Here is a 25,916-nt window from a genome sequence, read left to right as displayed (position 1 = left end):
GCAGTTTATCCTCCGGTGTTCAGCGTCAGCCGCTGCCCGTCTTTACGGAAAGTGGCGTGACTGCCGTCCAGTTGCAGCAATTGCCAGCCCTGCACGCTGTCGCCGGGGGCCACAAGCTGAAGCTGTGAGAGCGAGTGATAGCCGGATGGCGCGATGACGGCGAACTGCCGTCCGGCGCGAAACTCGCTGCTGATAAGGGAAAAAGGGGCCTTTGCGGCCCAAAGCGGAGATGGGACGGGGCGTTTTGCCTTTGCGCGGCTGCGCGTGGCGGTCTGTTGTTGCAGGTGTTGATAACTGGCGCTCAGGGTCTGGACCTGTCTATCCAGCGCCTTGATCTTTTCGTTGATGGGTTGAAGTTGTTCGGCCTGAGTGCTGGCGGCATCGTTAAGCTGTCTGGCAAGGGCTTCCGTGCGTCCGGTAATATTTTTTACGGCAGCCTGTAACTCGTGGTAATCGTTGTTGTGTTGTGGCTGGTCGCGCCACTGTGTTATCTGGCGTTGTGTCTGTTGCTGTGCCAGCGTCAGGACATTCAGGCGGTTGACGCACCAGAACATTGTCGCTGCCAGCAGGAGGAGAATACTGGCGGTAGTCAGATAAGCCAGACGCTTAAGCATGATGGTCCCCTGTTCCCGGTGTGTTCAGATGAAAACAAACTTCGCGGTTCAGTACGTCTGTCTGCATCAGCCAGCCTGGCCCGGCCAGCGTTTTCAGCGCCTCTTCCAGTCGCATCGGGCCGAGTCGGTATTGCGAAAGCGGCAGCGGTTTGCCAGCCAGAAACTGCGTTGGATGGTCATCGGCGCACAGGTTGTAGCCGCTCTGTTTCAGCAGCCAGGCGAAGGCGTCGCCAACGGTGAGTTTCAGGTTCAGCGGCAGGTTGATGTTGACGATCTGGTGCAGCGGGTTGCGCTGAGCTTCGTCGGGGCGGGTGTTAATAAGCAGGTAGCGGTCATAGCGCACGACTTCAGGCGCTGGCATTGGTGCTGGTTTTGGCGCAGGCACAGGGGGCTGGCGGGGCGCGGTGCAGCCGCCCAGCATCAGCAATGTGATAATCCATTCTGTTATTCGCGCCATTGTCTCTTTGAATCTGGTGAGGAATAGCCAGAGGGTGTGCAAAGGAGGGAGGACAAACAACGGGAAATTGTTTTTCGGTGATGAAAAAAAGACGCCCGGAGTGGGCGTCACGATAAAGATTCAGGCTGCATCAGCTTCCGCCTCTGTTTCCTGATTTCCGGCCTGCCAGACGACTTCACCGTCGATTTTGACAAGGCCAATATAGAGCAGACGGGCTTTCAGGCTGACGCCCGTTTCGCCTTTACGCTCGCCTTTGCTGTAGGTGAACATATCGACGTATAAGTCGCCCAACCGGAAGTGGATTAGCACCTTGCGCTTTTCATTGACCGCCTGCTCGCAGCGGGCAATCAGCTTACGCGCTTCGCTGCCGGTGACTTTGCAGTCAAAGCGGACATAGTCCACGTCATCGGCGGCTCCGCTTAATGCGGCAATGTCACAGCATAAAAAAGGCTCGCCGCGTTTTGGGGTGACGGTGCGAACACGGTTTACGTAACCCAGACCGCTGGTGTACAGATTGAAGTAAGTTTTCTCGCTCATAGGATCCTCCCGCGTGACAACACGCGTTACCTGGTGATATGCAGAGTGCATCGGGTGAAAGGAATGCGCCTGTGTGATGCTGCGCAATTAAAAGGATTGTGTGTCAGGAACCACGCCTTACGGCGGGTAGCGTGCAGGTTCCGGCTACCAGATAAGCAAGGGGATTTAAACGAGGGGGAAGGGAAATTGCGAGACGATATTTTTGCTGCACCTTAAATATCGTGTTCCGCACGGAGGCTGTTAAGGTGCAGCGGGCTGAAGGTATCACTGTTCGCGTAGGGTTACGCGCGATTTCTGCCAGCAGTGTAAATCGCAATAACTGGCGCTTGCGCACAAACGGATCCCGTTGTTATCCGGTGGGCGCCGGAAAAATGCAGGAGGTCCGGGCGGATAGCGAGACGGTTGTCGCCTGGCTATCCGCCCGGAATGATAATGAACAGGAACGTAAAGGGTGTTTTGCGCGACGGGAGCGTCACGAGCGCGAACCAGCAAAACATGCCGCGCTGTTGGGAGTGCATTGAGAATAATCGCGCAGCTGCTTAGTGTCGTGCTGCAATTCATGTCCTGCGTCAGCTATTTTACCTCCCCTGATACAGTACTTCTGCCTGGTTCATCTTTTCCTGACACTCCCGCGCCTGGCGGATGATGAAGGTCAGTACCGACATCTGCATATTGAACACGATGCGATCCCGCTCGATTTCCAGCAAGGCATCTCTGGCACGTTGCGGGATTTTGGGATCGCCAATCAGGTTGCAAAATGCCGGGGTGCCGGATTTGTTGTTCTGCTGGTTCCGCCAGCGCAGGAAGTTTGCACCGGACGGTGCCGGGCCGATGGTAAATATCAGCGGAAGCTGGCGCACGGGGTAGCGTCTGGCGCTCTGGATTAGACGCTGCATCAATGGCTCCATCATCTCGCGCACGCTTCGGGCGTTGCTCTCCAGCAGCTCCAGCTCCCCCTTACTCTTAAAAGGCTTTAAAAGGCCTTTTAGCGAGGAGACGTAAGCCAGCATTTTATAGTCTTCATCAGCCAGCGACTGATAACCGGTTACTGGGTTATTCATCATCGGCAACTCCGGGATTTTCGGCTTTGTCAGGCAACGGTGATGAAAACGATGAGCGCAGCTTGCCGCTCAGTATCGCTTCCGGTAGCGGGCCTAAACGTTCAATGGCGGCTCTGGCCTGCGGTGTATCGTCGATAAAGTCCTGACGGGTCAGCCCGGAGACGTGATATTTCTGCGCCAGACCGAAGGCGCTGCGAATAACCGTTGCGCCATTATTTAACCGGTTGTGCATTTCCCTGCGGGAGATGACAGCGATATGAGAGGCCAGCAGAAGCTGGCGTGCGAGCTGGTCGAAGTCGGTCAGCAGATAAACACCCTGATAGGCCAGCGGGGCGTTGATAAACAGCGGAAAGCGGGCAGGCTGAACATTGAAGCAGGTTTCAATATCGATGCCTTCTGGCAATTCGCTGAACATGGCTTTCGCTTGATCCAGCATCACTTGCATCAATTTACGCGACTGCACCAGTTTCTCTTCCATACGCAGCATCCACAGATCGGCGTAAGGATCGTTATGTTCTGCGGCAATGCGCATCTGGTTGAGGATTTCGATAAAGCGCGGCATTCCGATGATTGGCGCAGGGCCGTTCTCTGTCGCCCGCCGTCCGGCCCACAGCCGGGTGGCGTTATGGGTGTGAAGCTGAATATGGATCGCACTACGCAGGGGACCCATGTTGAAGGTGTAGTCCGACATATGTGTTTCCTGTTGCGGATGGGTGTCAGCGCAGAGTGATGGCGTGAGGGGTTGTGAGCAATGGGAAAACAAAAACGCAGGCGGGAAGATTGCTGGGAGAGAGATTAATAACGTTATACTCGGTTAGATAATATTTTTAAGTTTGTAAGGACTTCCCTCTTATTAATTGATGTCGAGGATTAGTTATCCCTGTAACTTTGTTTTTTAATTATATACTTTCACTTTTTATATCTATAAATTAATGTCATTCTGGCGCTGAATTATCAACGCCAGAAAGGCTATGCTCTAATGCTAAAATTCTTAGTGCTGGTTATATTAGCAAGTATACCTTCATTTTTTTCATATTCAATTGCTAGCTTTTGCATCTCTTCATTCCAGTGTGACGCATCATTAACAATAAAAAGGCGATCCCTGCGTGATGATTGTATATTCGGCAAGCATGCACCAAAAATTATTTTCATATCTCTAAACTTGGATTGTGTAACAAGTAAATATTTACTGAGTTGAGAAAATAATATATTTAGAACAATATCATCAGATACATCTTCTGGTATCTCAGGGTAAATTAACCATAAGTATAACAATCCCGGAAAATCATTGGATTCGACAATGTTAGCCCAAAAGAATCTAGGATCTTCTTGTGCGACTTCAATTAATGGCATTGAAATAAGTTGACGTCCAAGTCTTGATTCAGAGGCTAATAATCTGAAAGCCCTCTCGTGGTAATTAATTGATTCATCTTGACCAATGATTAAACTTTGGTTTTCATATTCGGTATGAATGTGATCTATCAAATTATCTATAGTATAGGAGTTTTGTCGAGTTTCATGTCTTATTCTTTGATTTTCATCGCTATTATATTGTTCCCAAAGGCCTGGGCCGATATGATAAATGTCATCTGCTGTACGAAATAGTTCATATGGCATATGGAACGGAGCATTACCTGGCTGGCTAAGCATCCAGGCTGCCAATAGCTCTTCTTCGCCATATATTTTAATGTGCTTATCTGAAGTTGTAAGTAAGTTTTCCCTAGCTTGAATGTAATCAATGAAATCTCTGGTTGTATCTAAACATGTAAATATTTTATCTAGACTGCTATCATTGAATATATGGACGAATTTTCTTGTGGGTATACCTATAGTAAATAAGGTGTCTTTTCCGGTACATGCTGTATCAATATTTAATCCATAGCGACCGTATTTTCTATAGCATGCGTTAGAGCAACCATTTGCGATAGCAATTAAATGAATGCATATTTCATCCGAATGTGGTAATTCCATTGAGAATGGCTCTGTTGCTTGAGCATCAGTATATAGATTGTCGGGATATGAGTTTATATGGTTATATGCACCATTTAGCTGTTTTATGCTGCTTTCGATAGCACTTTTATACCATCTATTCCATGCGATTTTTTCGTCAATTTCAATATTATAATTAATAAGTTTATCTGACATGATGATTACATCATTGCCAAAGACGACCATTACATCGCAAAATTCCTTTCCTTTCTTATAGAAAATATTACTGTGAGACCACATTGACAGAAATGTTTTCTTTGTGAAGTTAAGCAACCTCTCTTCTGATTCATTAACGGGCATATCTTTTAACCTCAGTTCTAAATATTATATAGTGTGAAGTTTTTATCTCCACTTGATTTTTTTTAGTAAATGATGATTTTTATACTTTTCTTGTGGTTTTAATTTTCATAAAAGCATTGTACTTATTTTTATAATGCAAGCAGTTAAGTTTTCCTGTGTTTTTCGTTAGTGACATCTGTATGATCATTTTATTACCCCTAAGTCAGTGAATACTTAAATCTAATGTACATATATAATAAAATCATTATTTTCATGTTTTATAGTTATTTGCTTTTATAGCCTTTATTTTAAATCAAAGCAATACGATGGTTATTAATATTTCATTCATTGTTACCAAGCATGTCTAACTAAAAACTCTGTGGAATAATACTGCTCTCTTGGCTAGCCAGTGATATTGTCGTTTTATCTATTGATTTGTGATGGATTGATAGGTATTCATGTGATGCCGTTGGAATCACCTTTTGCCTATTGATTAGTTGCGGATTGATAGGCGTTTATGTGATGCCAATGGCATCACCCTTTTACCTATTGATTGGTGTTGGATTGATAGGTATTGATGTGATTTCACTGGCATCAAAGCTTATTTTTCCTTTTATCTCTACATAAAGGGCACGTAAAATTCTCTTTTATGTAGAGATAAAAAACTCCCTTATTTGTCACTCTTAGCCCAACCATCTGGCGTTAGAATTAATTCACACCTTTTCTTCAAGTTATTCGCGCGAAAAACTTGAATTGGGGAATTTAACAATTTCCCGTTTCAGCTCGGTGATTGAGTAGAGTTCATTAGGTTAAGTCGTCTTTTTTACAGTCTATAGGGAGTATTGGTTAAAAACAGCTTATAGGCTGTAAAACGTTCTAGAAAATGGTGAATGCCTTATGAATACTGTTTATCCGTTGAAGACCCTAAATCAGTTACGCCCTCTTCTGATTGGCTTTCGTAAAGTAAATGGACTGACCAAAAAGGATATTGCAGAGAGGCTTGGCGTAACACAGCAAACCTATGCGCGATTGGAGGCGAACCCAGGTAGCGCCAGTATTGAGCGGTTGTTCAAAGTGTTTACTGTGTTGGGCGTTGAAATAGAACTTTCTTCTCCATTGGCTTCATCAGCCATAAATTCATATAAGTTAACTGATAAATATAGAGATTCTCTAGCCAGACGAGAAAAGTGGTGATGATGTCTATGTGATAGTCTATGGTGAAAACCTTAGAACATGTCGATAAAATTCATTTTTTTAAACGTGTTGCCGGAATATGCTTATGGCATCGACACGTTCTTATTATATGTCGATGAAATTCGCTTTTTTAAACATGTCTTCTGGATATGTTTACCGCATCGACACGTTCTTACTATGTGTCGATGAAATTCGCTTTTTTAAACATGTCTTCTGGATATATTTACCGCATCGACACATTCCAGCCATATGTCGATAAAGCCTTATTTTTTAAACATGTTGCCGGAATATGCTTATGGCATCGACACGTTCTTACTATGTGTCGATGAAATTCGCTTTTTTAAACATGTCTTCTGGATATGTTTACCGCATCGACACATTCCAGCCATATGTCGATAAAGCCTTGTTTTTTTTAAACATGTTGCCGGATATGCTTATGGCATCGACACTTTCTGGCTATGTGTCGATAGAATTCGCTTTTTAAAACATATTGTCGAGATATGCTTAAGGTATCAACATGTTCTTGCTATGTGTCGATGAAATTTGCTTTTTTAAAACATGTTGTCTGGATGTGTTTACCGCATCGGCATGTTCCAGTGATATGTCGATAAAATGTGATTTTTTAAACATGATGACGTGACATGTCGATGACAACGACATATTATGGTTATATGTCGATTAAAATGGTTTTCATAAACATATGAACTGGAATGCAGAAACCCCTTACAACGATTTGCCGATACTGCCGCCTGACCTGGAGCGCATTGAAACACGCAGCGTACTTAAAGCATGCATAAGTGCGCGCGCAGCAATCGCTGAGTTGAAAACTGCTGGTGAGTTGATCCCTGACCAAGGGTTGCTGATAAACATCCTCCCGATGCTGGAAGCTAAGGACTCATCGCGCATAGAGAATATCGTAACTACCAGCGATCAACTCTTTCAGTATGCTGACCGCGCAGATGGCGCAGATCCGGCCACTAAAGAAGCGCTGCGCTATCGTACAGCGCTCTATGATGGCTATACCCATCTTGAGGACTATCCACTCTGTACAAACACAGCGGTAGCTATCTGTACCAAATTACGTGCAGTTCAAACTGATATCAGGAAAACTCCGGGCACGGTATTGCGTGATCAGAATAATAACGTGGTATATACGCCGCCGGTGGGTGAAGACTCTATTCGTGAGCTACTGGCGAATTGGGAGCGGTTTATACACGGTGATGATGATTTAGATCCATTGGTTAAAATGGCTATTGCGCACTATCAGTTTGAGTGCATTCACCCGTTCCCGGATGGGAACGGGAGAACGGGCCGTATCTTGAATATTCTATATCTGATCCAGAGCGAATTGCTTTCGCTACCAATCCTGTATTTATCCCGCTTTATCTTGGAGAGACGCGATGATTACTACACGCTCCTTCGTAGGGTGACAGAAGAGGGTGACTGGGAATCGTGGATATTATTTATGCTGGAGGCTGTGGAGAGTACGTCCCGATGGACTACTGATAAGATATCGATTGTGCGGGCATTAATGGCTGAAACCACAGAGTATGTACGCGAGAAGCTACCGAAAATCTACACCCATGAACTTGTCCAGGCGCTTTTTGCACAACCATATTGTCGGATCGATAACCTTGTCGAACGTGGGGTGGCCAAGCGCCAGACGGCATCGACATACCTCAAGCAGTTGGTCGAAATTGGTGTGTTGGAGGAAATGAGCGTTGGCCGTGAAAAGCTGTATATTAACACCAGGTTGCTACAGGAGTTGAATCAGTAGTGAATGGGCCCAGAAAACAAAAGCGTGGACAAATGGTGATGCCACTGGCATCACTTTTTCTCCAAACACTGCGCCCTAATCTCCGCAACCAACTTACTGATATCCCGTTTTTTACGCGGCTCAGCCGGTATTTCCGGCTCTGAAACCACAGGCGGCACAAATTCCGGCACCGCTGCTTTGCCGCGTCGATACTGATTAAACTCACCTTCCTGAGCTTTGCGCAGTGTCGCCAGCAAATAGGCGAGCGGGTTTTGTATGCCACCACGGGCAACGCGTTGAGCTGCGTCATCAAGCACTTCCTGGCGCAGCGGGGGCGGCAGGTTCAGCATGGTCTGCAAGACAAGCTGCTTTTCGGGATGGGTTAACGGAATTTCCGGCGGCCAGTTCGGCGGCGAGCTGTTCGCGCGCGCGGTAGTACTATTACAAAGATCTGTAGGTACAGTACGTACAGAGGCCTGGTCCTGATTCGAGACTACGCCGTCAGGCCCCGGTTTCCGGCTTAGTCCCGATTTGGTACCAGGTGAAATTTTGCCTGGTACCGTATTGAGACCGGACGTTTCTGGCTTAGTCTCCTCAGGAGACTGGCGTTGCTGCCAGCGGGCGCGTTCTTCCAGCAGTTCTATACGCGACGATAAATAACGCAGGCTGGTGTCCTTGCGAATGTCGTACAGAATACCTTGTGCAGTGGCGCGAATAGATTTGTTTTCATGAGCGAGCACTGCTCCAGCAAATGAAGATAGCTGGCATCAAAACGCACGGCATCTAGTACGCTCAGTGGTTCATCGTGCAGGGCGTAGACGTTCCCCAGGATACGGCCGGACACCCGATCCCGTGCTTTATGGCACAGGCTGAGCCAGCGTGTCAGGCGCAGCATCAGTAATGCCCGGCTGACGGTACTGCGCGAGGCTTTTTCATCCTGCGGGCGGTTAGAGAGCTGTATCTGCAATTCGCTGTAAGAGGGGAACACCGCGCCGCCGTTGTCCTGCGCCAGCATCCGGATCACCTGCCAGGCAAATTTATCTCTGGGCGATAACAGTGGATCCTGCAATAAGCGACGCGGAACCGTGTCATGCGCGTTGCCCATAAACAGCAGGCTATCAGAAGCGGCTGTCGGATCCTTTTGCATCCGTTGCTGGAGTTTGTCGCTGATCATAGCGATCAGCGCCTGGATATACGGTGTCATGCTCTCCCCCTCGGTCACTCAGCTTTTTTCCCACTGGCGGATCAGATTCCAGACCACGGTCAGCGAGAGCGAACGTTCCTGCGCCAGCAGCATCATGGCTTCCAGTGCAGGGATGGAGTCGATGTTATCGACTTTGATCTCCTGCCAGCGGTTCCAGAGCGCGGCTTCCTCCTCCTCGCCGGGTACCTGGTTGCGCCCCTGACGAACGTGGATCCCCATCAGCCGACGGCGGGCGCTGATTTCAGCGGTTGAAATACCGAAGTAGTGGCTGATTAACGCTATTGAGCCGCCAAGCTGCACCGCCTGGCCGACCAGTTGCTGGAATTTTTGTTCCTGGTGTACCTGAACCAGCATTTTGCGCAGCACGTCATGGTTGATGGTGATTTTCAGAAACTGCGCCGAGGTGTTGCCCAGGTGCATTAACTCTTCAAAGGTCAGGTCATTCAGTTCGTTCAGCTCCTCGCGGTCAAAGCCCAGCGCTTCGCAATAGCGCACATTGCCGTCCTTCAGGGCTTGTATCACCTGTGACAAAACGGCCTGATTAATCGTCGGCAACATGTTGTGCCTCCTGCTGTAATTCTCTGATCCGGCGGACAATACGGATCAGCCGGAATGCTTTAATAAGAAACAGATCGCTGAAGAAGAAGCCGTCCGCATCGCGTTGAAAAAAGAGTGTGAGCGTCAGTGAAGAGGCCAGATCTTCCGTCAGCGGGATCTCGTTAAGTGCCGCCAGCAGCGCCCAGCAGGCGCGTGACTGTGACCGGGTGAACATTGGGTGATCTGATGCGAATGGCATCACCTGGAAACCAATGCCATTTTCGTTAGCATCCGAAATTACCCGATCATCGATGGCGTAATGTTCCGCCAGATCCCACGCCAGGCGATCGCTAGCCGATCGTAAGGACTCCGTGGTATCCCACAGTTGTGGAATGCGCCAGATATCCGTAACGGGTTCGGTCCCTTCACACAATAGCGATGGCGCTTCTTCTGGCTCAGGCAGAGGGGCTGGTGCGCCAATGTCCTCTTCCTCTGTTTCAGGTTTACGCCTGCGTGTTACCGGGCGTGGTTCGGGTTCTTCCGGCGGTATGTACGGTGGTGGTTCCGGCGTGGGGCCGAGCACGGCCTGGCGTTTTGCTCGGAAGGATCAACGTCCAGCAACAGTAGGTTGTAATCAACGTTCAGTTCCTGACTCATCAGCCCCAGCAGCTCATCCTGGACCCGCTCAATAGCAAAGTCTTCAGGCTGGTCGTTGAACAGCGACAGCGCAGAGGAAAAGAGATTGTCAAAGGAACCGACGTCTTCGGCGGCGTGACGCTGCCAAAGATGTAATGATGCCGCCCGTAATGACAGCAGCTTTTCCACCTGCGAGCGGCCCATCCCGGCGTACAGTACTTCGGGGATGCAGGGCAGCAGGTATTCCAGCGCTTGTTCCATCCGGCTGATATGCGACTGATTAATGGGGTAGCCGTCGTTCTTCAGATGGTCCGCCAGCTCTCGTTGCGAAAGCTGGCACTTTTCCACCTGCTGGTACAGTTCCCGCGCCTTGTTGATCCCCAGCGCCCGCTCGATGAAGCTGAGTTTGCCGTGCATATCGTTTTCCGCCAGATGACCGATCAGGCAGCGTAGTTCGCCCAGCATGGGCTGATCGGATGTACCGGCCCACGGCTTGTACAGACACTGAATGCGCCAGAACCGCTCGTCATGCGTTTCGCGCCACAATTCATTGAGGATCGACAGACGAGTATTGCCGCCGTTGGCGATGATGAACCAATCCTGATCGGGACGACGGGTGATTGGCGGCGGCGTGTCCAGCCCGCGACGACGGATCGATTCCTTGATATCGTCATAGTTGGGGTTGCGCATCAACCGTGGGTTGAGATCGTAAGGGCGAAGCTGCTCCAGCGTGACGATCATCGAAGTTTCCATCAGTGGGTCGGCAAATCGTTCATCAGGCGATCTTCCCCGATCAAAATTGCCCTGTAGCAGGCGGGACTGGAGTTCCGTCGAAGTCAGTTTGTTGTTCATGACCCCACTCCCTGCTGGCTGAGCGATTCGAAGCGGGTTTGATCGCTGATAAAGCGGGTTCGTACTGTGCCAATCGGGCCATTGCGCTGTTTGCTGACAATGACTTCAGCGATACCTCGATCCAGCGTGTTGGGATCGTACAGTTCGTCGCGATAGAGGAATAAGATCACGTCGGCATCCTGCTCGATAGAGCCGGAATCGCGCAGATCGGCATTGCAGGGGCGCTTGTTAAGGCGTGACTCCAGCGCCCGGTTAAGCTGCGACAGCGCCAGTACCGGGCAGTTGAGTTCCTTCGCCAGCGCTTTCAGCGATCGGGAGATCGTCGAGATCTCCTGATTGCGATTCTCCGCTCCGCCGCTGCGCATCAGTTGCAGGTAATCAACCACGATCAGCGAGGGAAGCCCGTACTGGCGCAGCGATCGTCTGGCCCGACTGCGTAGCAGGGATGGGGTGAGGATTCCGGAATCGTCGAGCAGCAGACGATCTTTCCACTCGTTCATCAGGATACTGGCGCTGAGGCCAATCTGCTGCCAGTCGTCATCACTCAGATCGCCGCTGCGTAGCCGGGTCTGCGAGACATGGCCAATCAGAGAAACCAGCCGCAGCAGTAGCTGCTCTGCCGACATTTCCATGCTGTAGATTTGTACTGGCTGCATGGGGCGTAGTATTAGCGCATTCACGCACAGCGTCAGGGCGAAAGCGGTTTTACCTACGGAAGGGCGTGCGGCGGCGATAATCAGGTCGGCAGGCTGGAAGCCGCAGGTCAGGGCGTCGAGCTGTTCCAGCCCGGATGGCGTACCGCTGAGGCTACCGCGTTCGGCCTCATAGCGCTGAGCGATGCCTGCCAGCACGTTGTCAAAGCAAGCGTTGATGTCGGTCAGGCCGCCCTCCTGATGTGACTGCGCAATGGCAAACAGCTTTTGTTCGGCAAAGTTCAGTACTTCGGCAACATTGCTGCGCGGCTGGCCTGCCATATCACTCAGTTCATTACCCAGTAACAGAAGCTTGCGCAGCTCGCCGTAGCTGGCAATGTATTGCGAGTAGGGAATGATATTGGCGGCGCTGGGCGTATTTTTGGAGAGTTCTGCAAGGTAGGCGAAGCCGCCCACCTGTTCGAGCTGCTCCTGCTGTTCCAGCGATTCGCTCAGGGTGATCAGGTCGATAGGGTTCCCTTGTTCGACTAGGGTTTGCATATGGGAATAAATCGTTCGGTGCGCAGAGATAAAGAAATCCTGCGCGGAAATCTGTGTGGCAACGTCATCCCAGCGATCGTTATCCAGCATCAGCCCGCCGAGCACTGATTGTTCCGCTTCGACGGAGTGGGGCGGTTGTGGCCGCTTGTACTTACTCATCCCGATTACCCTCCTGACAGGCTACAAAGGCTTCCCACAGTCGGGTCTGTTGATGCGGCGGCAGCAGTAATAACGGCAAATCGCTGGAGTAGAGCGGCTTATTGTTGGACCAGCCGATTTCAAACAGCGCCCAGTCTCTGGGAGCGGTCAGAGAGTCAGAGTTATCACGTAGTTCGTTCTCATCCTCCAGGTTGTAGCAGTCCACCTTTTCGGGCGGGATATGCCAGAGCAGCGACATTAATACCGGTAACGTTTCCCGCGCTTCTTCACGATCGGCAGCTTCAAAGAACACGATCACTTCATCGTCTTTCTCAAAGGGATGCTGGGCGTAATAAGAGCAAAATGCCCGCCAGATTTTCCGTTTCATGCGATGCCCTCCATTTGTTGATGGGGCAGGGCGAGAAACTGCGGGAATAGCTCCTTAGCCAGCATCTGCATGGTTTCGGCGGCGCAAGGTGTTGCCCGCCCTCTGGCGCGGGAAGTATCGAGACGATGTACCGGTAGTCCCAGCGATGCCGCCCGGCGATAGGCCACGCTGGCATAAACCGGCGTCATCAGGATTTCGGTAGGCACCAGCAGTTCCTGCTCTTTCTGCTTGTGCTGGAGAACCTGGAGCAGGTTGTGATGAATTTCTCGGGCATCGTTAGTGTGGTCGAGCTTGTTGATCACCGCTTTCAACGGCGGCAGCGGGATACCGTAGCGGGTGAAAGGCTGGAGATCCCGGTACATTTGCAGCGTGCCGCGCAGGAACTCGCGTGCGGAGAGCATTTCCGGCAGTACCGGGGAGATAATAAGGTCGCTGGCTAACAGCACCATTTCCAGTGCGATGGTACGTGCGCCAATGGTATCGATCAGGATGACGTCATAGCCGGTTATCTGACGTACCAGATGGCGCAGGCGGATCACGCCATCCGGCGCAGCCTGAAGCAGGCTCATCAGTTCGCCGCGTGGATCGTTGGAGATGATGATATCCAGTCCGGGAATGATGGTGTGTGAGATGATGATGGCTGGATCCAATTCGTTCTGCGCGATAAGCTCGTAGATCCCGCCGGGGGCTTCATTATCAAGAGGGTAATAGCTGCTGAACGTCGGCTGGCGGATATCGGCGTCAATCATCAGGACTTTCAGCCCCTGATCGGCCAGGTAGCCGCCGAGGTTCGCCGTATCGGTGGTTTTCGCCACGCCACCTTTGGTGGAGAGGATGGCGGCAATTAGTGTAGGTAAATCAAGTGCATCTGCGTTTTTCATAACCAGTGCCTTTTTCGTTTTCTGAAAAGGACTTCACTGTAAAAACGCTGATTTGTTAGTAGGTTAAGTTACCCGATCGCTTTGATTCAAAATCAACCGTAGAAATACGTGCCGGTTCGAGTCCGGCCTTCTCATCCTCTAAACACCTCCCTCCGATGCCATTCCACAAACCCTTCCCTTGGATAATTCCCTTTCACCATCGGCAAAGCAATCTGCCTCCCGGCAAAATCCCAAAAAAGCCTCCCAACAATTCCATTCCCATTCACCGCCTCAGACACGAGCACCCGCATACTCTCATCCAGCCCAATAGATCCTTTATCAAACGCCTTATGATGAATCGCACACAACGCCAGTCCGTTCGGGATCTCACACGGTCCGCCAAACTGCTTCCACTTAATATGCGCAGCTTCAAGTCCAACAGAGGCGTTATCATGCCGCATGTTGAATCCACAGATTGCGCACTCGTAGTTATAAGCTCGCAGCACCTGCTGGCGGAACAGCGGATCTCGAACCTTACGGATCTGCTGGATATCAAAACTCATCTCATCCGCGAGCTCTTCCTGAATGCTTTCAGGAAAATGCGCTTCAAGGATCTGCTGCGCCAGCGAGCCGATCAGTTTTTTGTTTTTACTCAACAGCGCAAAATGTTCTTCATCAAACCCGCCTGCGACGTTATGTTCCACAAGTTCTTTAACGGGCGGTTGCTTACTGCCATTGGTCGAACAGAACTCAGTATTCTTCAGATCCCAAAATCCATCCCCTTTGAGCCGCCAGAAAGGCATATTCGGGTAATGCGCCTTCCTCTGTGGGCCAAAGCGTTCTAACAGGTTAAGCAGCTGCTCGTGGATCTCAGTTTCGTAATCAAACAGTCTCGCATGCCCCTGCTGATAGTTCGCCAATACGTACAGAAGCAATAAAGGCTTATGCGGCGCACGCTGTTCGCCTTTGCGCCAGATGGCGATGTCGGCAATTGCCTGTTCGAGAGTTTTGCTGGAAGCCATCGCGTTACGGAAGAAGGTAAATAATTGCGATGATGCTCGCAAAGCCCAGACCAATCAATCTGCAATCAACAAAAACATGACCTTACCGCAAAGAACTCTCTTTCCTGAATCCCCCTCGCAAATTCCAAATATCCCCCACCCAAAACCGCTGTATTTATATTCAGTCCTGTATAATGGTCACCAGAAATTACGCCGAACGGCAAAGGAAGTATCAAGGAATATTTAAAGAAGAATTCGCGATATGAAGGTGCTGCAACACCCCCATACCGCTAACCACAACCAACTATCGAGGAGTTGAAAATGGCTGCGACGAATTTTAAGCCAGAGTTTACTGTTTGCAAAACAGAATCAGACGCTTTCACAGGCATGATTGAAAACCGCGAGCTGGTACGCAAAAACAGCGCCCGCCGTCTTCACGGCAACCAGCCCAACGCGGCACCCGTTCATCCCCGCGCGGAAACGCCGCAGGACAGTGCAGCCTGCTGCGAACTCTATTCCCGCATAGACATGAAATATCTTCTGCTGGGTGGTGACTGGTTAACCCGTGCAGGCTTTATCAATGGCATGCCCGTGAAAATCCGGGCCATGAAAGACTGCATTGTGATTACGCCGCAGCATACAAGAGAATTATGGGGATGCCTGGAAGGTATGAGTGTGGTGAATATCAATAAACAGAAAGTCGCGCAGTGGTTGAAGACGTTTCCGGGAGCGCTGAATGATACTGGAGATATCCCGGTAGTTAAGCGCACTATAGGGCAGGCAAAATAATAACGTATTTAAACACCCTTGATCCTGAATCGAGGGTGTTTAAATTAGTAGAAGGGGGGATTTGTTTTTTTAATAATATTATTGAGCTGAATGGTATGGCAGTATTTTTATCATTGTGGTTATATAAGGAGGCTTTTCAGAAGTATGTTGGAGATCTCAATTTAATTATTGTCCAACATTTATGATTCTTCCTGGAGCAACTCAATGGAATGAACTATGGACACAACAGAAGAACTAAATGGAACGTATTTTTATGCTGGCAGAACCAATCTTACCGCGGCAGGACTTTTCTTTATGATTTACTGTGAGTCAATTGCCGATCATTTTGGTATTGACGATGTGGCAGGAATTGCTGCGTTATACAGTGGTGCTAATAATCAAACGACTAGAAAGAAACCCGCAGGAGCTACGGAAGGAACGTCCCGAGCCTCGAAAGCCATGAGGTACTATTTCAAACAGGCGAAATTTCCTTATGGCATTAAGCTGCCTACCTGGGTTGGTGGGTACACTCCGTGGACAGTAAAGTGTCGAATGGTATCGAAAGTTAGTGCGTTTGTTGGCAGGACAATACCGTTAATAGGCATAGTGATATTAGTCGCTGATGTATCACTAATCACCTATGCTGCAATACGTGATTATAATCGAATCGCACGGGGCAGCGACAAACTATGGTAGAGGATATTGAGCAGCGCATCTACGCCTTAGCCAGACGCTATAACGGCGTTTATCTGATGAATAACGAAGCGAAGCAGAAATTACTGAATGCAAAAACTGATTTGGATACTGACATGCAGCTTGATGTCACTGAAGCAGAAGATTTAATGGAAGAATTTTTTAAAGAATTTGATATTGATAGAGGGAATTTTAACATAAACACCTACTACCCTGATGAGCCTTTTTCATGGAATCCATTCAAAAAAAGCCCGGTGGTGATGGTTCCAGATTTCACTATTGGAATGCTTATCGAATCCGCAAAAGCGGGCAAATGGTTATACGACTAAAACGCAAGGAGCAATAGAATGGCCGTACCTGTACATCTCTTTTTAACCAATGACGGCGGCACAATGATTTGTGGTTCTTTTGACGTTGCACAAAGGGAAGGAAGTATTGAGCTAAGAGGATTACAACATAACCTCAGCCTGCCAACCGACTCGGCAACGGGAAAGGTCACTGGCACTCGTCAACATTCGCCGTTTCAGTTTACCAAGGAGTTGGATAGCTCTTCGCCCTATCTGTTCAAAGCGGCAGCAACGGGTCAGACCCTTAAAACGGCAGAATTCAGGTTTTACCATATTAACTATTCTGGGCAAGAGGAGGAGTATTACCGAATCACGCTCGAGAATGTTAAGGTCATTTCTGTGAGTCCAGTAATGTACGACACCCGAGTCTGTCCGGGGACGGGGCATATGGAGGAAGTGGCATTTAATTATGAGAAGATTACCCATTTGTACAAGGACGGTAACTTGTTAGCGCACGACGCGTGGAACGAACGTCCAACATCGGGTTCCGCTGCTTGATGCTATCTTGAACTTGCCCGCCAGCGTTTCGTTTGTGCGGGCAGAGAATATCATTCTTTATTCCTTTTCGTAAATGATGGCAGAAACATCATAAAAATAACCCACGCAAAAATTCCAATAATCTTCATAGGCCAGGGTTCAAACACATCCAGACACACAATTGCGCCAATAACTAATAGCGGACCTTCTATCAGTTCAGCTATCCCCCCTAAAACATGTAACTTATGAGGCAGTGCCCGATTAAGTAATGTCGCAATAAGTTGTGCACTTCCTAAGATTATTGTTATTGCGATTATACGGTCCTCCCAGTTATCAAAACTAACCAAAGAAATGAGGCATGTAGCCAGTACATAACCACAGAATAATATATTCAGCATGTAAATAATAAACTTGCCCATAGCATTTTCCGAGACGGTTAAAAAATAAAGAGTCTATGAATATAGCGCTCTTTACAGAATGACAAACGACGATGACTAATAATGCATTTAATAATTTTTGCTCCTCGCTTATTTCCGCAATAATCAAGTTAGCGGCTTCATGCTAATTCCACGCACTCCACCGCTAAATCGACTTTAACTAAACACCGGCACCCCCAGCCCCACCTTCACCTCCCGCAACGTCTCCTGCGTCACCCCCTGCGCCCGTTCCGTCCCGCGCTTCAGCATCGCCATCAACTCCCCTTTATCCCGCATATACATCGCCCTCCGCTCCCGCATCGGCGCAATCAGCTCCTGCAGGCACGCCTCCAGCTCGTTCTTGCACGCCCGGTCACCCAGCCCGCCTGCCTGATAGTGCGCCTTCATCGCCGCCACTTTCTCCTTGTCCGGGTGAAACGCGTCGAGGTAGGTAAACACCACGTTCCCCTCAATCTGCCCCGGGTCGCTCACCTTCAGGTGGTTCGGGTCAGTGTACATGGCGCTGACCGCACGATGGATCGTCTCTTCGCTGGCCGAAAGGTGCAGCGTGTTGCCCAGCGATTTCGACATCTTGGCGCTGCCGTCGATGCCGGGCAGGCGGCTGGTGTCGCTCAGCATCGCCTTACAGTGGCGCAGCACCGGGGCGGGCAGCAGGCTGTTCATCTTGTGCACAATCTCGTTGGTCTGCTCAATCATCGGCAGCTGATCGTCGCCGACGGGCACGCACTCGGCCTTAAACGCGGTGATGTCCGCCGCCTGGCTGATGGGGTAGGCCATAAACCCGACCGGTAGCGAGCGGGCGAAGCCCTTCTGCGCAATCTCGTTCTTCACCGTCGGGTTACGCTCCACCCGGGCGACGGTGACGATGTTCATATACAGCATCGTCAGCTCGGCGAGGGCGGGCAGGGCGGACTGCAGGCAGATCGTGGTCAGGCTCGGGTCGATGCCGGCGGCGAGGTAGTCGGCCAGCACTTCGGGGATGTTGTCGCGGATCTTCTGCGGGTTGCTGCCGTTGTCGGTCAGCCCCTGCAGGTCGGCAATCAGCACAAATTGATTGTGCGTCTGCTGGAGCGCCACGCGCTGGCGCAGCGATCCGACGAAGTGGCCGAGGTGCAGCGGGCCGGTTGGGCGGTCGCCGGTGAGGATGGTTTGCGTGTTCATAAAGACTCCTTAATGTGCAGTTGCCGAAAGGGGTCTTAGATGTGAGATAGCCGCCTTTCGGCGGCTATCTGAAAATGGGGAAAACTACTCCGTGCCGCCTTTAAGAAGGCAGCCACCAGCGGTTTACGGTGAGCACGGCGTGGTTTATGTTCATGCTTTTACCGTACCACGTCCGGCGCGAAAAACAAAAGGGCACGTCATGCTGCAATCACTCAACCATCTGACCCTCGCGGTCAGCGACCTGCAAAAAAGCGTCACCTTCTGGCACGAACTGCTGGGGCTTGCGCTGCACGCCCGCTGGAATACCGGGGCCTATCTCACCTGCGGCGATCTGTGGGTCTGCCTGTCGTACGACGAGGCGCGCCGGTACGTGCCGCCGCAGGAGAGTGACTACACCCACTACGCATTTACCGTGGCGGAAGAGGATTTTGAACCGTTCTCGCAAAGGCTTGGGCAGGCGGGCGTCACCGTCTGGAAGCAGAACAAAAGCGAGGGAGCGTCGTTCTATTTTCTCGATCCGGACGGGCACAAGCTGGAGCTGCACGTGGGCAGCCTCGCCGCGCGGCTGGCGGCGTGTCGCGAGAAACCCTACGCGGGCATGGTGTTTACCTCTGACGGGGCTTGAGGCGCGCACCTTCAGCCTGCAGGTCCTGTCTCAGCAATCACTGGCTACGTGCCGCTGGCGGAGCGAAAGCGCCGGGTGGCTGCTGCACCTTACCCGGCCTGGAAAAATTACAGCGACTTCACAAACGCCAGCAGGTCTTCGTTGAGCTGGTCCTGGTGGGTCAGCGCGAAGCCGTGCGGCGCGTTGTCGTACACCTTCAGCGTGGCGTTTTTGATCATCTCTGCCGCCAGCTTGCCGGTGCTTTCAAACGGCACGATCTGGTCGTTGCTGCCGTGGATCACCAGCGTCGGCACGTCGATTTTCGCCATATCCGGGCGGAAGTCGGTTTCGCCGAAGGCGGTCACGCAGTCGATGGTGCCCTTCAGGGACGCCAGCAGGGCGATGTTCAGCGTCTGGGTCAGGGCACCGGCAGAAACGGTCTGCCCGGCGTTGATGCCGTAGAACGGCGTCGCGAAGTCGCTGATGAACTGGGCGCGATCTTTACGCAGCCCGTCGCGAATGCCGTCGAACACGCTCTGATCCACACCCTGCGGGAAGGTCTCTGATTTACCAAAGATTGGCGTAACCGCGCCCAGCAGCGCCAGACCGGCCACGCGCGCGCTGCCGTAGTTGTTGATGTAGCGGGTCACGTCGCCGCCGCCCATGGAGAAGCCCACCAGCGTCACGTCCTGGAGGTCCAGGGTGGTGATCAGGTCGTTAATGTCGGACGCAAAGGTGTCGTAGTCGTAGCCGTTCCACGGCTGATCCGAGCGGCCAAAGCCGCGACGGTCAAAGGCGATGGTGCGGAAGCCGCGCTCGGCCAGGTAGTTCAGCTGGCTGTCCCACATGTCGCCGTCCAGCGGCCAGCCGTGGCTGAAGAGAACCGGTTTGCCCGCGCCGCAATCTTTGTAGTAAATCTGCGTGCCGTCTTTTGCCTTAAACGTTGCCATAGTGTGTTCCTGTGCAGGTGATGGTTATGGTTATACCGGCGCGACCAGATAACGAATTGCCGGTGATGTTGTGCCCTGATGAAAAGCCAAAACGCGGCTCTGCAGCAGGAGGTCATTCATGGTGTGGCGCTCCTGCTGGCGCAGATGCTCAATCCACGAGCCCATCAGGAAGGTCTCAATAAACAGGCCGGGGCGCTCAATATCCTCATATACCGCCCAGCTCATCGCCCCGGCGCGGCGTCGCACCCGGCGCAGCTCGTGGACCGCCTCCAGGAAGGCTTTCGCGTTGTGCGGGTCAATGATGTACTCGTGCGAGACCAGCACCGGGCCACGCTCGTTCGGCAGGTCGATCTCCACGCCGTCCAGCGGCTGGCCGCTCAGGTCGAGGTTCAGGTCCGGATCTTTGCCCAGCTTCCAGCGGAATACCGTCGCGCTCGCCAGCACCATCCCCAGCGTGGCGACAACCAGCGCGGTCGGGGTGCCGAACCGGGAGGCAATCTGCCCCCAGATGGCGCTGCCCGTGGTCATTGAGCCGAAGAACACCGTCAGGTAAACCGCCAGCGCCCGGGCCTTCACCCAGCGGGCGGCGCTGCGCTGCGCGCCGAGGTTCAGCGTCGAGAGCACCGCAATCCACGCGAAGCCGGTGAAGAACTCAAACAGGTTGAGCAGCCAGACGTGGCGCACAAACGCCAGCGCCAGCATGGTGAGGGCAAAGACCAGGCTCGCGGCCACCATCAGGCGGTCGGCGTTCAGCCGCTGGCGCAGGCGCGGCAGCAGGATGGCCCCGGCAATCGCCCCCAGGCCAATGCACGCCAGCATCACGCCGTAGCCCGCCGGGCCTAAGTCCAGCTCGCGGCGCGCCACCAGCGGCAGCAGCGCCCAGCCCGCGCTTCCGAAAACGAAGAACGCCACGGTACGCACCAGCACGTTGCGCAGCACCGGGGCGGCGTGCACGTAGCGGATGCCGGTGCGCACCGCAGAGAAAAAGTGCTCCGGCGGCAGACGCTGAATGGACGGGGCCGGACGCCAGCGCCACAGCACCCACGCCACGCCAATCACGGACAGGGCGTTCAGGGCGAACACCATCCACGGCCCGGCGAGCGACAGCAGGAAACCGCCCAGCGCGGGGCCAATCGCCCGGCTGATGTTCACCCCGAGCGAGTTCAGCGCCACGGCGGCGCCCAGCTCCGGCTTGCTCACCAGATCGGGCACCACGGCCTGGAACGGCGGCGAGCTCATCGCCGCCCCCACGCTCAGCAGAAACGTCGCCACCAGCAGAACGGCGGGGGTGACGTGTCCGGTGAAGGAAAGCACCGTCAGCCCGGCGGCGGCGATGAACACCCACAGCTGGGAGAAGAGCAGGTATTTACGCCGGTCAACGATGTCCGCCATCACCCCGGACGGCAGGGCGAAGAGGAACATCGGCAGGCTGCTGGCCGCCTGCACCAGCGCGATATCCAGCGGGTCGGCGCTCAGGGTCAGCATGCTCCAGTTGATGCCGACGTCGCTCATCCATGAGCCGACGTTAGAGACCACCGTGGCGATCCACAGCATGCGGAACACCGGCTGGCTCAGCGGCTGCCAGGGAGAAACCGTCGATGCGGGCGTCGTCTCGACGTGTGCGTCGCGAACGTCGTTAACCTGGGTCATGCGAACCTCTCCTCTGCCTTACGCTGCAACCGCCACTGGCCCGGCCCGGTGAGGGCGAGAGTGGTGAAGATAATCAGCAGCAGCCAGCCAAACTGCCCTTCGGCAATCGACCAGTTCGGGTGGACCGCCAGCATCGCCACCAGCAGCACGGCGATAATCGGCAGGCACGCCAGGTGGGTGTAGACGCCCGCAATGATAAACAGCGGGCAAATCACCTCGGCGACAATCGCCGGGATCAGGCTGGCGTAAGGCCCGAAGCCGAACGGATCTTCAATGCGCGTCAGCTCTTCGCTGAAGTGCAGCACCTTCGGCAGGCCGTGCACGTAGAGCAGCAGCAGGCTGCCGGTCAGGCGCAGGAAGAACAGCCCCAGGTCGATCCGGGGCGGCATAGTGGTGTTTTTCATCAGAATGCAAAGCAGCTGCAGCCCAGCGCCCCCCAGAAAGCGTTATCGTCGGACACCGGCATCGCTGACGTGCGGGCGAAATCATGCTGGTGGCTGTGAACCCCGCACGGCCCGCTGCAGTGGTGGACGGCGCTCATACCCACGCGTGCGGCCTGCGGCGGCGCGCTGCGGTAGTGGCCAGGCACCTTGACCACCGGGGACCACTCGGGCAGGACCGGGATGGCCGACGGCGCGAGCGGGCCAAAGCTGCCCGCGGCGTAGACGATGTCGCCGTTGACCACCGTGAGAACGGACTCGATGCCCTTGATCTCCTCTTCCGGCACGCGGAAGTAGTCTTTGCTCAGCACGGCCAGGTCGGCGAGCTGGCCGACTTTAATCTGTCCCTTCTGGTTCTGCTCGCTGGAGAACCACGCGCTGCCCTGGGTCCAGAGCATCAGGGCGGTATCGCGGTCCAGACGGGCGCTGTGATCGTACATCTGCATCCCGCCGACGGTGCGGCCGGAGACCAGCCAGTAGAGCGCGGTCCACGGGTTGTAGCTCGCCACGCGGGTGGCGTCCGTCCCTAAGCCCACCGGCACGCCGGTCTCGAGCATTTTCGCCACCGGCGGCGTATGGCGGGTGGCTTCGATGCCGTAACGCTCGGCAAAGTACTCGCCCTGGAAGGCCATGCGGTGCTGGACGGCAATGCCGCCGCCGAGCGCTTTGATGCGGTCGATGTTGGCCTGTGACACGGTTTCCGCATGGTCGAAGAACCAGTGCAGGCCGTTGAACGGAATGTCGCGGTTCACCTTCTCGAAGACGTCCAGCATGCGGCTGATGGATTCGTTATAGGTGGCGTGCAGGCGGAACGGCCAGCGGTGCTCCACCAGATGGCGCACCACGCGCTCCAGCTCGTCCTCCATGCCCGGCGCGAGGTCCGGGCGCGGTTCGAGGAAATCTTCAAAATCGGCGGCAGAGAAGACCAGCATCTCGCCCGCGCCGTTGTGGCGGAAGAAGTCGCTGCCCTGGCCCGGCGTGAGCATGTCGGTCCATTTTTCAAAGTCTTCCAGCTCGTGGCCCGGACGCTGGGTAAACAGGTTGTAGGCGATGCGGATGGTCATCTGCTTTTTCTCGTGCAGCTCGGCAATCACCTCGTAATCTTCCGGGTAGTTCTGGAAGCCGCCGCCCGCGTCGATGGCGCTGGTCAGCCCCAGACGGTTCAGCTCACGCATGAACTGGCGGGTGGAGTTCACCTGCTGCTCCAGCGGCAGCTTCGGCCCTTTGGCCAGCGTGGCGTAGAGGATCATGGCGTTCGGACGGGCAATCAGCATCCCGGTCGGGTTGCCGTTGGCGTCGCGCTGGATCTCCCCGCCCGGCGGGTTTGGCGTGTCTTTGGTGTAGCCGACCACCTTCAGCGCGGCGCGGTTGAGCAGGGCGCGGTCGTACAGGTGCAGGATGAAGACCGGGGTATCCGGCGCGGCGTCGTTAATTTCGTCCAGCGTCGGCATGCGGCGCTCGGCAAACTGGAACTCGGTCCAGCCGCCGACTACGCGCACCCACTGCGGCGACGGGGTGCGCAGCGCCTGCTCTTTCAGCATCCGCAGGGCGTCGGCCAGGGAGGGCACGCCTTCCCAGCGCAGCTCGAGGTTGTAGTTCAGCCCGCCGCGGATCAGGTGCAGGTGCGAGTCGTTGAGGCCGGGGATGGCGGTGTGGCCTTTTAAGTCGACCACTTTGGTGCCGTCGCCGTGGTGCTGCATCACCTCGGCGACGGTACCCACTTCCAGAAATTTTCCGTCGCGCACGGCAACGGCTTCCGCGACGGGGTTCTCGCGATCGACGGTGTGAAACTGGCCGTTAACCAGAATGAGATCGGCTTTACCAAGGGTAACCATAACTGCTCCTGACTGAGAGGGGAATGGTCAGGATTATGGGAACCGGTTTCGGCAAAGATCCAGTTATACAATAGGATAGGTATACCAAAGTATAACTATACCTAAGGTTAACTATACGAAGAGATAATTACGCGCGGAGAAGGAAAACCGCAGGATGAGGGTGACTTTATCGCCGTGGCACTCGCGGCGATTTCTACCCTTAACCACTGGAAAATGCTATGACCTCTTCAAAGCTCGAAGTGTTAACCCCTGCGAACTGTCAGATCATCTTTATCGATCACCAGCCTCAGATGGCGTTTGGCGTGCAGTCTATTGACCGTCAGGTGCTGAAAAACAACACCGTGGCGCTGGCGAAAGCGGCTAAGGTGTTCAACATTCCAACCATCATCACCACCGTTGAGACCGAAAGCTTCTCCGGCAATACCTATCCTGAGCTGCTGGACGTGTTCCCGGGCCAGGACGTTCTGGAGCGTACCTCCATGAACTCCTGGGACGACCAGAAGGTGCGCGACGCGCTGAAGGCCAACGGCAAGAAGAAGGTGGTGGTTGCCGGTCTGTGGACCGAAGTGTGCAATAACAGCTTCGCCCTCTGCGCGATGCTCGAAGGCGACTACGAAATTTATATGGTGGCGGACGCGTCCGGCGGCACCTCCAAAGAAGCCCACGACTACGCGATGCAGCGCATGATCCAGGCGGGCGTGATCCCGGTGACCTGGCAGCAGGTGATGCTGGAGTGGCAACGCGACTGGGCGCGTAAAGAGACCTATACCGCGGTAATGGACATCGTGCGCGAGCACTCCGGCGCGTACGGCATGGGCGTGGATTACGCCTACACCATGGTGCACAAAGCGCCGTCTCGCCAGAAGAGCGAGCACCGCACCTTAGCGCCGGTCCCGGCTCGCTAAGTTCCGCTGGCGGGCTGGTCCCTCATCCGGCTCGCCGCTGCCTCTTTCTCTGGAGTTCACAATGAGTACAGGGCTGATATCCCTTGCGGCAGGCGTGTTGATTGGCCTGATGTATGCCGTGCTGAAGGTGCGCTCCCCCGCGCCGCCCGCGCTGGCGTTGATTGGCCTGCTGGGGATGCTGGCGGGTGAACAGGCGACGCGTCATCTGTTATCCCGGGACGGCGCGCCTCCTCCTCAGGTGACCGTGCCGCAGGCTAAATCGCAGACGGGAGCGTCCTCATGAAGGCATGGATAATTTCGCTGGTGTGCGGCGTGGTTGCTGGGGTAATTTACGCCCTGCTCGACGTTCATTCCCCGGCACCGCCGGTTGTCGCCCTGCTTGGCCTGTTCGGCATGCTGGTGGGCGAACAGCTCATCCCGGTGGGACGACGTTTACTGAGTCGCGAACCGCTCACCCTCGCCTGGTTTCGTCACGAATGCGTACCGAAAATCAGCGGCTCGGCGCCCCCTGCGCCCGCGAAGGACGATCGCGACGTATAATGATTTTTTAGAGGAAAGACAGCATGACGCTGCCGTGGCGCATTGCCATCATTGATGACGAACGTTCCGTCCGCAGCGGGCTGAGTAATCTCCTGGAGTCGGAAGGGTATTCGACCGATACGTTTGATTCGGCAGAGGTATTTCTGAGCCATCCGCTTGCCCTGTCCGGCGCGGCGCTGGTGATCACCGACATCAAGCTGCGGGGCATGAGCGGCCTGGAGCTGTTTGAAAAGCTGCGCCTGCTGGCCGTACCGCCTCCGCCCGTGCTCTTTATCTCCGGTCATGCTGATGAAAATATGCAGCGGTACGCTCTCGGTCTGGGCGCCGCTGCTTTTTTGCGTAAGCCCATTAACATCGATATTCTGCTGGGTCATATTCAGCGGGAGCTGGCCCGCCGACAATAAGGATCGCGG

At 53.5% G+C, this 25,916-nt stretch carries 30 protein-coding genes and 1 pseudogene; 11 read left to right on the top strand and 20 right to left on the bottom strand.

Translation table 11 applies throughout. From position 1 onward, the window contains the following. Positions 1-5: 5 nt before the first annotated feature. The 6 genes from AC4IBF_RS19080 to AC4IBF_RS19055 form a co-directional block, all read right to left on the bottom strand. A complete protein-coding gene (locus AC4IBF_RS19080; protein WP_491463030.1) occupies positions 6-614 on the bottom strand; it encodes a hypothetical protein in 609 nt (202 codons plus the stop codon). After that, entirely contained in the window at positions 607-1,071 is a 465-nt protein-coding gene (gene pilL2, locus AC4IBF_RS19075) for a PFGI-1 class ICE element type IV pilus protein PilL2 (protein ID WP_491463029.1), read from the bottom strand. Before pilL2 ends, AC4IBF_RS19080 begins: the two co-directional genes overlap by 8 nt. A 120-nt stretch (positions 1,072-1,191) precedes the next feature. Beyond that, positions 1,192-1,608, bottom strand: a complete 417-nt coding sequence (locus AC4IBF_RS19070) for an STY4534 family ICE replication protein (protein ID WP_001291903.1) — start codon at positions 1,606-1,608, stop codon at positions 1,192-1,194. Positions 1,609-2,186: 578 nt separating this feature from the next. Next, positions 2,187-2,672 (bottom strand): DUF3158 family protein, encoded by a 486-nt coding sequence (locus tag AC4IBF_RS19065; RefSeq protein WP_079780294.1) that lies wholly within the window; start codon positions 2,670-2,672, stop codon positions 2,187-2,189. Beyond that, on the bottom strand, positions 2,662-3,360 hold the full coding sequence (locus AC4IBF_RS19060; RefSeq protein ID WP_491463028.1) for a PFL_4669 family integrating conjugative element protein: 699 nt from the start codon (positions 3,358-3,360) through the stop codon (positions 2,662-2,664). The genes AC4IBF_RS19065 and AC4IBF_RS19060 overlap by 11 nt, the downstream gene beginning before the upstream one ends. A gap of 278 nt (positions 3,361-3,638) precedes the next feature. Further along, a complete protein-coding gene (locus tag AC4IBF_RS19055; protein WP_491463027.1) occupies positions 3,639-4,958 on the bottom strand; it encodes a hypothetical protein in 1,320 nt (439 codons plus the stop codon). An 876-nt stretch (positions 4,959-5,834) separates the two neighbouring features. Between AC4IBF_RS19055 and AC4IBF_RS19050 the strand changes: the two genes are divergently transcribed. Both AC4IBF_RS19050 and fic read left to right on the top strand, forming a co-directional pair. Further along, positions 5,835-6,131 (top strand): helix-turn-helix transcriptional regulator, encoded by a 297-nt coding sequence (locus AC4IBF_RS19050; protein WP_491463026.1) that lies wholly within the window; start codon positions 5,835-5,837, stop codon positions 6,129-6,131. A gap of 700 nt (positions 6,132-6,831) precedes the next feature. Then, positions 6,832-7,908 carry a protein adenylyltransferase Fic gene (gene fic, locus AC4IBF_RS19045; RefSeq protein ID WP_001104341.1) on the top strand — a complete coding sequence of 359 codons (1,077 nt, stop codon included), beginning with the start codon at positions 6,832-6,834 and terminating at the stop codon, positions 7,906-7,908. A 50-nt stretch (positions 7,909-7,958) separates the two neighbouring features. Here fic and AC4IBF_RS19040 read toward each other — a convergent pair whose 3' ends face one another. From AC4IBF_RS19040 to AC4IBF_RS19005, 8 genes and pseudogenes are all read right to left on the bottom strand, one after another. Continuing rightward, positions 7,959-8,627 carry a hypothetical protein gene (locus tag AC4IBF_RS19040; protein ID WP_491463025.1) on the bottom strand — a complete coding sequence of 223 codons (669 nt, stop codon included), beginning with the start codon at positions 8,625-8,627 and terminating at the stop codon, positions 7,959-7,961. Next, on the bottom strand, positions 8,528-9,091 hold the full coding sequence (locus AC4IBF_RS19035; protein WP_491463024.1) for an STY4528 family pathogenicity island replication protein: 564 nt from the start codon (positions 9,089-9,091) through the stop codon (positions 8,528-8,530). The genes AC4IBF_RS19040 and AC4IBF_RS19035 overlap by 100 nt, the downstream gene beginning before the upstream one ends. An 18-nt stretch (positions 9,092-9,109) precedes the next feature. Continuing rightward, on the bottom strand, positions 9,110-9,649 hold the full coding sequence (locus tag AC4IBF_RS19030) for a DUF2857 domain-containing protein (protein ID WP_108429501.1): 540 nt from the start codon (positions 9,647-9,649) through the stop codon (positions 9,110-9,112). Then, positions 9,633-11,116, bottom strand: a pseudogene (locus AC4IBF_RS19025) (ParB family protein). The gene AC4IBF_RS19030 and the pseudogene AC4IBF_RS19025 overlap by 17 nt, the downstream one beginning before the upstream one ends. After that, positions 11,113-12,468: a replicative DNA helicase gene (gene dnaB / locus AC4IBF_RS19020; protein WP_108429499.1), complete on the bottom strand. Its 1,356-nt coding sequence runs from the start codon at positions 12,466-12,468 to the stop codon at positions 11,113-11,115. Before dnaB ends, AC4IBF_RS19025 begins: the two are co-directional and overlap by 4 nt. After that, a complete protein-coding gene (locus AC4IBF_RS19015; protein ID WP_099451259.1) occupies positions 12,461-12,835 on the bottom strand; it encodes a hypothetical protein in 375 nt (124 codons plus the stop codon). Before AC4IBF_RS19015 ends, dnaB begins: the two co-directional genes overlap by 8 nt. Then, positions 12,832-13,716 carry a ParA family protein gene (locus tag AC4IBF_RS19010; protein ID WP_491463023.1) on the bottom strand — a complete coding sequence of 295 codons (885 nt, stop codon included), beginning with the start codon at positions 13,714-13,716 and terminating at the stop codon, positions 12,832-12,834. Before AC4IBF_RS19010 ends, AC4IBF_RS19015 begins: the two co-directional genes overlap by 4 nt. Before the next feature lie 131 nt (positions 13,717-13,847). Continuing rightward, positions 13,848-14,717 (bottom strand): phosphorothioated DNA-binding restriction endonuclease, encoded by an 870-nt coding sequence (locus AC4IBF_RS19005; protein WP_491463022.1) that lies wholly within the window; start codon positions 14,715-14,717, stop codon positions 13,848-13,850. 300 nt (positions 14,718-15,017) lie between these two features. On the opposite strand from AC4IBF_RS19005, the gene AC4IBF_RS19000 reads away from it, so the two are divergent. The 4 genes from AC4IBF_RS19000 (at position 15,018) to AC4IBF_RS18985 (ending at position 17,002) form a co-directional block, all read left to right on the top strand. After that, the gene (locus AC4IBF_RS19000) at positions 15,018-15,485 is read left to right on the top strand and encodes a SymE family type I addiction module toxin (RefSeq protein ID WP_491463021.1); all 468 of its coding nucleotides are present in this window, start codon (positions 15,018-15,020) and stop codon (positions 15,483-15,485) included. A 216-nt stretch (positions 15,486-15,701) separates the two neighbouring features. After that, positions 15,702-16,160, top strand: coding sequence for an STM2901 family protein (locus AC4IBF_RS18995; protein ID WP_325814047.1), 459 nt, complete (start codon positions 15,702-15,704; stop codon positions 16,158-16,160). Next, complete coding sequence (locus AC4IBF_RS18990; RefSeq protein ID WP_491463020.1) at positions 16,154-16,486, top strand: DUF1493 family protein; 333 nt, start codon at positions 16,154-16,156, stop codon at positions 16,484-16,486. The genes AC4IBF_RS18995 and AC4IBF_RS18990 overlap by 7 nt, the downstream gene beginning before the upstream one ends. 18 nt (positions 16,487-16,504) lie before the next feature. Continuing rightward, positions 16,505-17,002: an Hcp family type VI secretion system effector gene (locus AC4IBF_RS18985; RefSeq protein ID WP_491463019.1), complete on the top strand. Its 498-nt coding sequence runs from the start codon at positions 16,505-16,507 to the stop codon at positions 17,000-17,002. A 50-nt stretch (positions 17,003-17,052) separates the two neighbouring features. On the opposite strand, the gene AC4IBF_RS18980 is transcribed toward AC4IBF_RS18985, so the two are convergent. Together AC4IBF_RS18980 and trpS are read right to left on the bottom strand one after the other, a co-directional pair. Further along, on the bottom strand, positions 17,053-17,400 hold the full coding sequence (locus AC4IBF_RS18980; RefSeq protein WP_047059065.1) for a hypothetical protein: 348 nt from the start codon (positions 17,398-17,400) through the stop codon (positions 17,053-17,055). 174 nt (positions 17,401-17,574) lie between these two features. After that, complete coding sequence (gene trpS / locus AC4IBF_RS18975) at positions 17,575-18,579, bottom strand: tryptophan--tRNA ligase (protein WP_491463018.1); 1,005 nt, start codon at positions 18,577-18,579, stop codon at positions 17,575-17,577. Positions 18,580-18,778: 199 nt separating this feature from the next. On the opposite strand from trpS, the gene fosA reads away from it, so the two are divergent. Next, the gene (gene fosA / locus AC4IBF_RS18970) at positions 18,779-19,204 is read left to right on the top strand and encodes a FosA/FosA2 family fosfomycin resistance glutathione transferase (RefSeq protein WP_252093354.1); all 426 of its coding nucleotides are present in this window, start codon (positions 18,779-18,781) and stop codon (positions 19,202-19,204) included. Between the two features lie 107 nt (positions 19,205-19,311). Here fosA and AC4IBF_RS18965 read toward each other — a convergent pair whose 3' ends face one another. From AC4IBF_RS18965 to AC4IBF_RS18950, 4 genes are read right to left on the bottom strand one after another with little or no spacing between them, the layout of a single operon-like run. Then, the gene (locus tag AC4IBF_RS18965; RefSeq protein ID WP_143344608.1) at positions 19,312-20,133 is read right to left on the bottom strand and encodes an alpha/beta fold hydrolase; all 822 of its coding nucleotides are present in this window, start codon (positions 20,131-20,133) and stop codon (positions 19,312-19,314) included. 30 nt (positions 20,134-20,163) lie between these two features. Next, positions 20,164-21,783, bottom strand: coding sequence for an MFS transporter (locus AC4IBF_RS18960; RefSeq protein ID WP_491463017.1), 1,620 nt, complete (start codon positions 21,781-21,783; stop codon positions 20,164-20,166). Then, positions 21,780-22,187, bottom strand: a complete 408-nt coding sequence (locus AC4IBF_RS18955) for a DoxX family protein (RefSeq protein ID WP_491463016.1) — start codon at positions 22,185-22,187, stop codon at positions 21,780-21,782. The genes AC4IBF_RS18960 and AC4IBF_RS18955 overlap by 4 nt, the downstream gene beginning before the upstream one ends. Beyond that, a complete protein-coding gene (locus AC4IBF_RS18950) occupies positions 22,187-24,058 on the bottom strand; it encodes an amidohydrolase (protein ID WP_487165722.1) in 1,872 nt (623 codons plus the stop codon). The genes AC4IBF_RS18955 and AC4IBF_RS18950 overlap by 1 nt, the downstream gene beginning before the upstream one ends. A gap of 218 nt (positions 24,059-24,276) precedes the next feature. Between AC4IBF_RS18950 and AC4IBF_RS18945 the strand changes: the two genes are divergently transcribed. From AC4IBF_RS18945 to AC4IBF_RS18930, 4 genes are all read left to right on the top strand, one after another. Continuing rightward, positions 24,277-24,963 carry a hydrolase gene (locus AC4IBF_RS18945; protein ID WP_133293695.1) on the top strand — a complete coding sequence of 229 codons (687 nt, stop codon included), beginning with the start codon at positions 24,277-24,279 and terminating at the stop codon, positions 24,961-24,963. Positions 24,964-25,024: 61 nt separating this feature from the next. Continuing rightward, entirely contained in the window at positions 25,025-25,246 is a 222-nt protein-coding gene (locus tag AC4IBF_RS18940) for a DUF1427 family protein (protein ID WP_032660957.1), read from the top strand. Next, on the top strand, positions 25,243-25,503 hold the full coding sequence (locus tag AC4IBF_RS18935) for a XapX domain-containing protein (RefSeq protein WP_111964146.1): 261 nt from the start codon (positions 25,243-25,245) through the stop codon (positions 25,501-25,503). The genes AC4IBF_RS18940 and AC4IBF_RS18935 overlap by 4 nt, the downstream gene beginning before the upstream one ends. 23 nt (positions 25,504-25,526) lie before the next feature. Beyond that, on the top strand, positions 25,527-25,907 hold the full coding sequence (locus AC4IBF_RS18930) for a response regulator transcription factor (RefSeq protein ID WP_133293698.1): 381 nt from the start codon (positions 25,527-25,529) through the stop codon (positions 25,905-25,907). Positions 25,908-25,916: the final 9 nt, after the last annotated feature.

The sequence above is a fragment of the Enterobacter sp. Taxon_8 genome (assembly GCF_058354585.1).
Note: the sequence above shows the minus strand (reverse complement) of the source record. Positions and strands in the feature narration are given on the sequence as shown.

Coding starts and splice junctions, on each gene's coding strand:
- AC4IBF_RS19005 (WP_491463022.1), bottom strand. CDS start 14,717: ATGGCTTCCAGCAAAACTCTCGAACAGGCAATTGCCGACATCGCCATC.
- AC4IBF_RS19030 (WP_108429501.1), bottom strand. CDS start 9,649: ATGTTGCCGACGATTAATCAGGCCGTTTTGTCACAGGTGATACAAGCC.
- fic (WP_001104341.1), top strand. CDS start 6,832: ATGAACTGGAATGCAGAAACCCCTTACAACGATTTGCCGATACTGCCG.
- fosA (WP_252093354.1), top strand. CDS start 18,779: ATGCTGCAATCACTCAACCATCTGACCCTCGCGGTCAGCGACCTGCAA.
- AC4IBF_RS18995 (WP_325814047.1), top strand. CDS start 15,702: ATGGACACAACAGAAGAACTAAATGGAACGTATTTTTATGCTGGCAGA.
- AC4IBF_RS18945 (WP_133293695.1), top strand. CDS start 24,277: ATGACCTCTTCAAAGCTCGAAGTGTTAACCCCTGCGAACTGTCAGATC.
- AC4IBF_RS19000 (WP_491463021.1), top strand. CDS start 15,018: ATGGCTGCGACGAATTTTAAGCCAGAGTTTACTGTTTGCAAAACAGAA.
- AC4IBF_RS18960 (WP_491463017.1), bottom strand. CDS start 21,783: ATGACCCAGGTTAACGACGTTCGCGACGCACACGTCGAGACGACGCCC.
- AC4IBF_RS19060 (WP_491463028.1), bottom strand. CDS start 3,360: ATGTCGGACTACACCTTCAACATGGGTCCCCTGCGTAGTGCGATCCAT.
- AC4IBF_RS19050 (WP_491463026.1), top strand. CDS start 5,835: ATGAATACTGTTTATCCGTTGAAGACCCTAAATCAGTTACGCCCTCTT.
- AC4IBF_RS18930 (WP_133293698.1), top strand. CDS start 25,527: ATGACGCTGCCGTGGCGCATTGCCATCATTGATGACGAACGTTCCGTC.
- AC4IBF_RS19015 (WP_099451259.1), bottom strand. CDS start 12,835: ATGAAACGGAAAATCTGGCGGGCATTTTGCTCTTATTACGCCCAGCAT.
- AC4IBF_RS18990 (WP_491463020.1), top strand. CDS start 16,154: ATGGTAGAGGATATTGAGCAGCGCATCTACGCCTTAGCCAGACGCTAT.
- trpS (WP_491463018.1), bottom strand. CDS start 18,579: ATGAACACGCAAACCATCCTCACCGGCGACCGCCCAACCGGCCCGCTG.
- AC4IBF_RS19035 (WP_491463024.1), bottom strand. CDS start 9,091: ATGACACCGTATATCCAGGCGCTGATCGCTATGATCAGCGACAAACTC.
- dnaB (WP_108429499.1), bottom strand. CDS start 12,468: ATGAGTAAGTACAAGCGGCCACAACCGCCCCACTCCGTCGAAGCGGAA.
- AC4IBF_RS19065 (WP_079780294.1), bottom strand. CDS start 2,672: ATGATGAATAACCCAGTAACCGGTTATCAGTCGCTGGCTGATGAAGAC.
- AC4IBF_RS18955 (WP_491463016.1), bottom strand. CDS start 22,187: ATGAAAAACACCACTATGCCGCCCCGGATCGACCTGGGGCTGTTCTTC.
- AC4IBF_RS18965 (WP_143344608.1), bottom strand. CDS start 20,133: ATGGCAACGTTTAAGGCAAAAGACGGCACGCAGATTTACTACAAAGAT.
- AC4IBF_RS19010 (WP_491463023.1), bottom strand. CDS start 13,716: ATGAAAAACGCAGATGCACTTGATTTACCTACACTAATTGCCGCCATC.
- AC4IBF_RS18940 (WP_032660957.1), top strand. CDS start 25,025: ATGAGTACAGGGCTGATATCCCTTGCGGCAGGCGTGTTGATTGGCCTG.
- AC4IBF_RS18985 (WP_491463019.1), top strand. CDS start 16,505: ATGGCCGTACCTGTACATCTCTTTTTAACCAATGACGGCGGCACAATG.
- pilL2 (WP_491463029.1), bottom strand. CDS start 1,071: ATGGCGCGAATAACAGAATGGATTATCACATTGCTGATGCTGGGCGGC.
- AC4IBF_RS18980 (WP_047059065.1), bottom strand. CDS start 17,400: ATGGGCAAGTTTATTATTTACATGCTGAATATATTATTCTGTGGTTAT.
- AC4IBF_RS19080 (WP_491463030.1), bottom strand. CDS start 614: ATGCTTAAGCGTCTGGCTTATCTGACTACCGCCAGTATTCTCCTCCTG.
- AC4IBF_RS18935 (WP_111964146.1), top strand. CDS start 25,243: ATGAAGGCATGGATAATTTCGCTGGTGTGCGGCGTGGTTGCTGGGGTA.
- AC4IBF_RS19055 (WP_491463027.1), bottom strand. CDS start 4,958: ATGCCCGTTAATGAATCAGAAGAGAGGTTGCTTAACTTCACAAAGAAA.
- AC4IBF_RS19070 (WP_001291903.1), bottom strand. CDS start 1,608: ATGAGCGAGAAAACTTACTTCAATCTGTACACCAGCGGTCTGGGTTAC.
- AC4IBF_RS18950 (WP_487165722.1), bottom strand. CDS start 24,058: ATGGTTACCCTTGGTAAAGCCGATCTCATTCTGGTTAACGGCCAGTTT.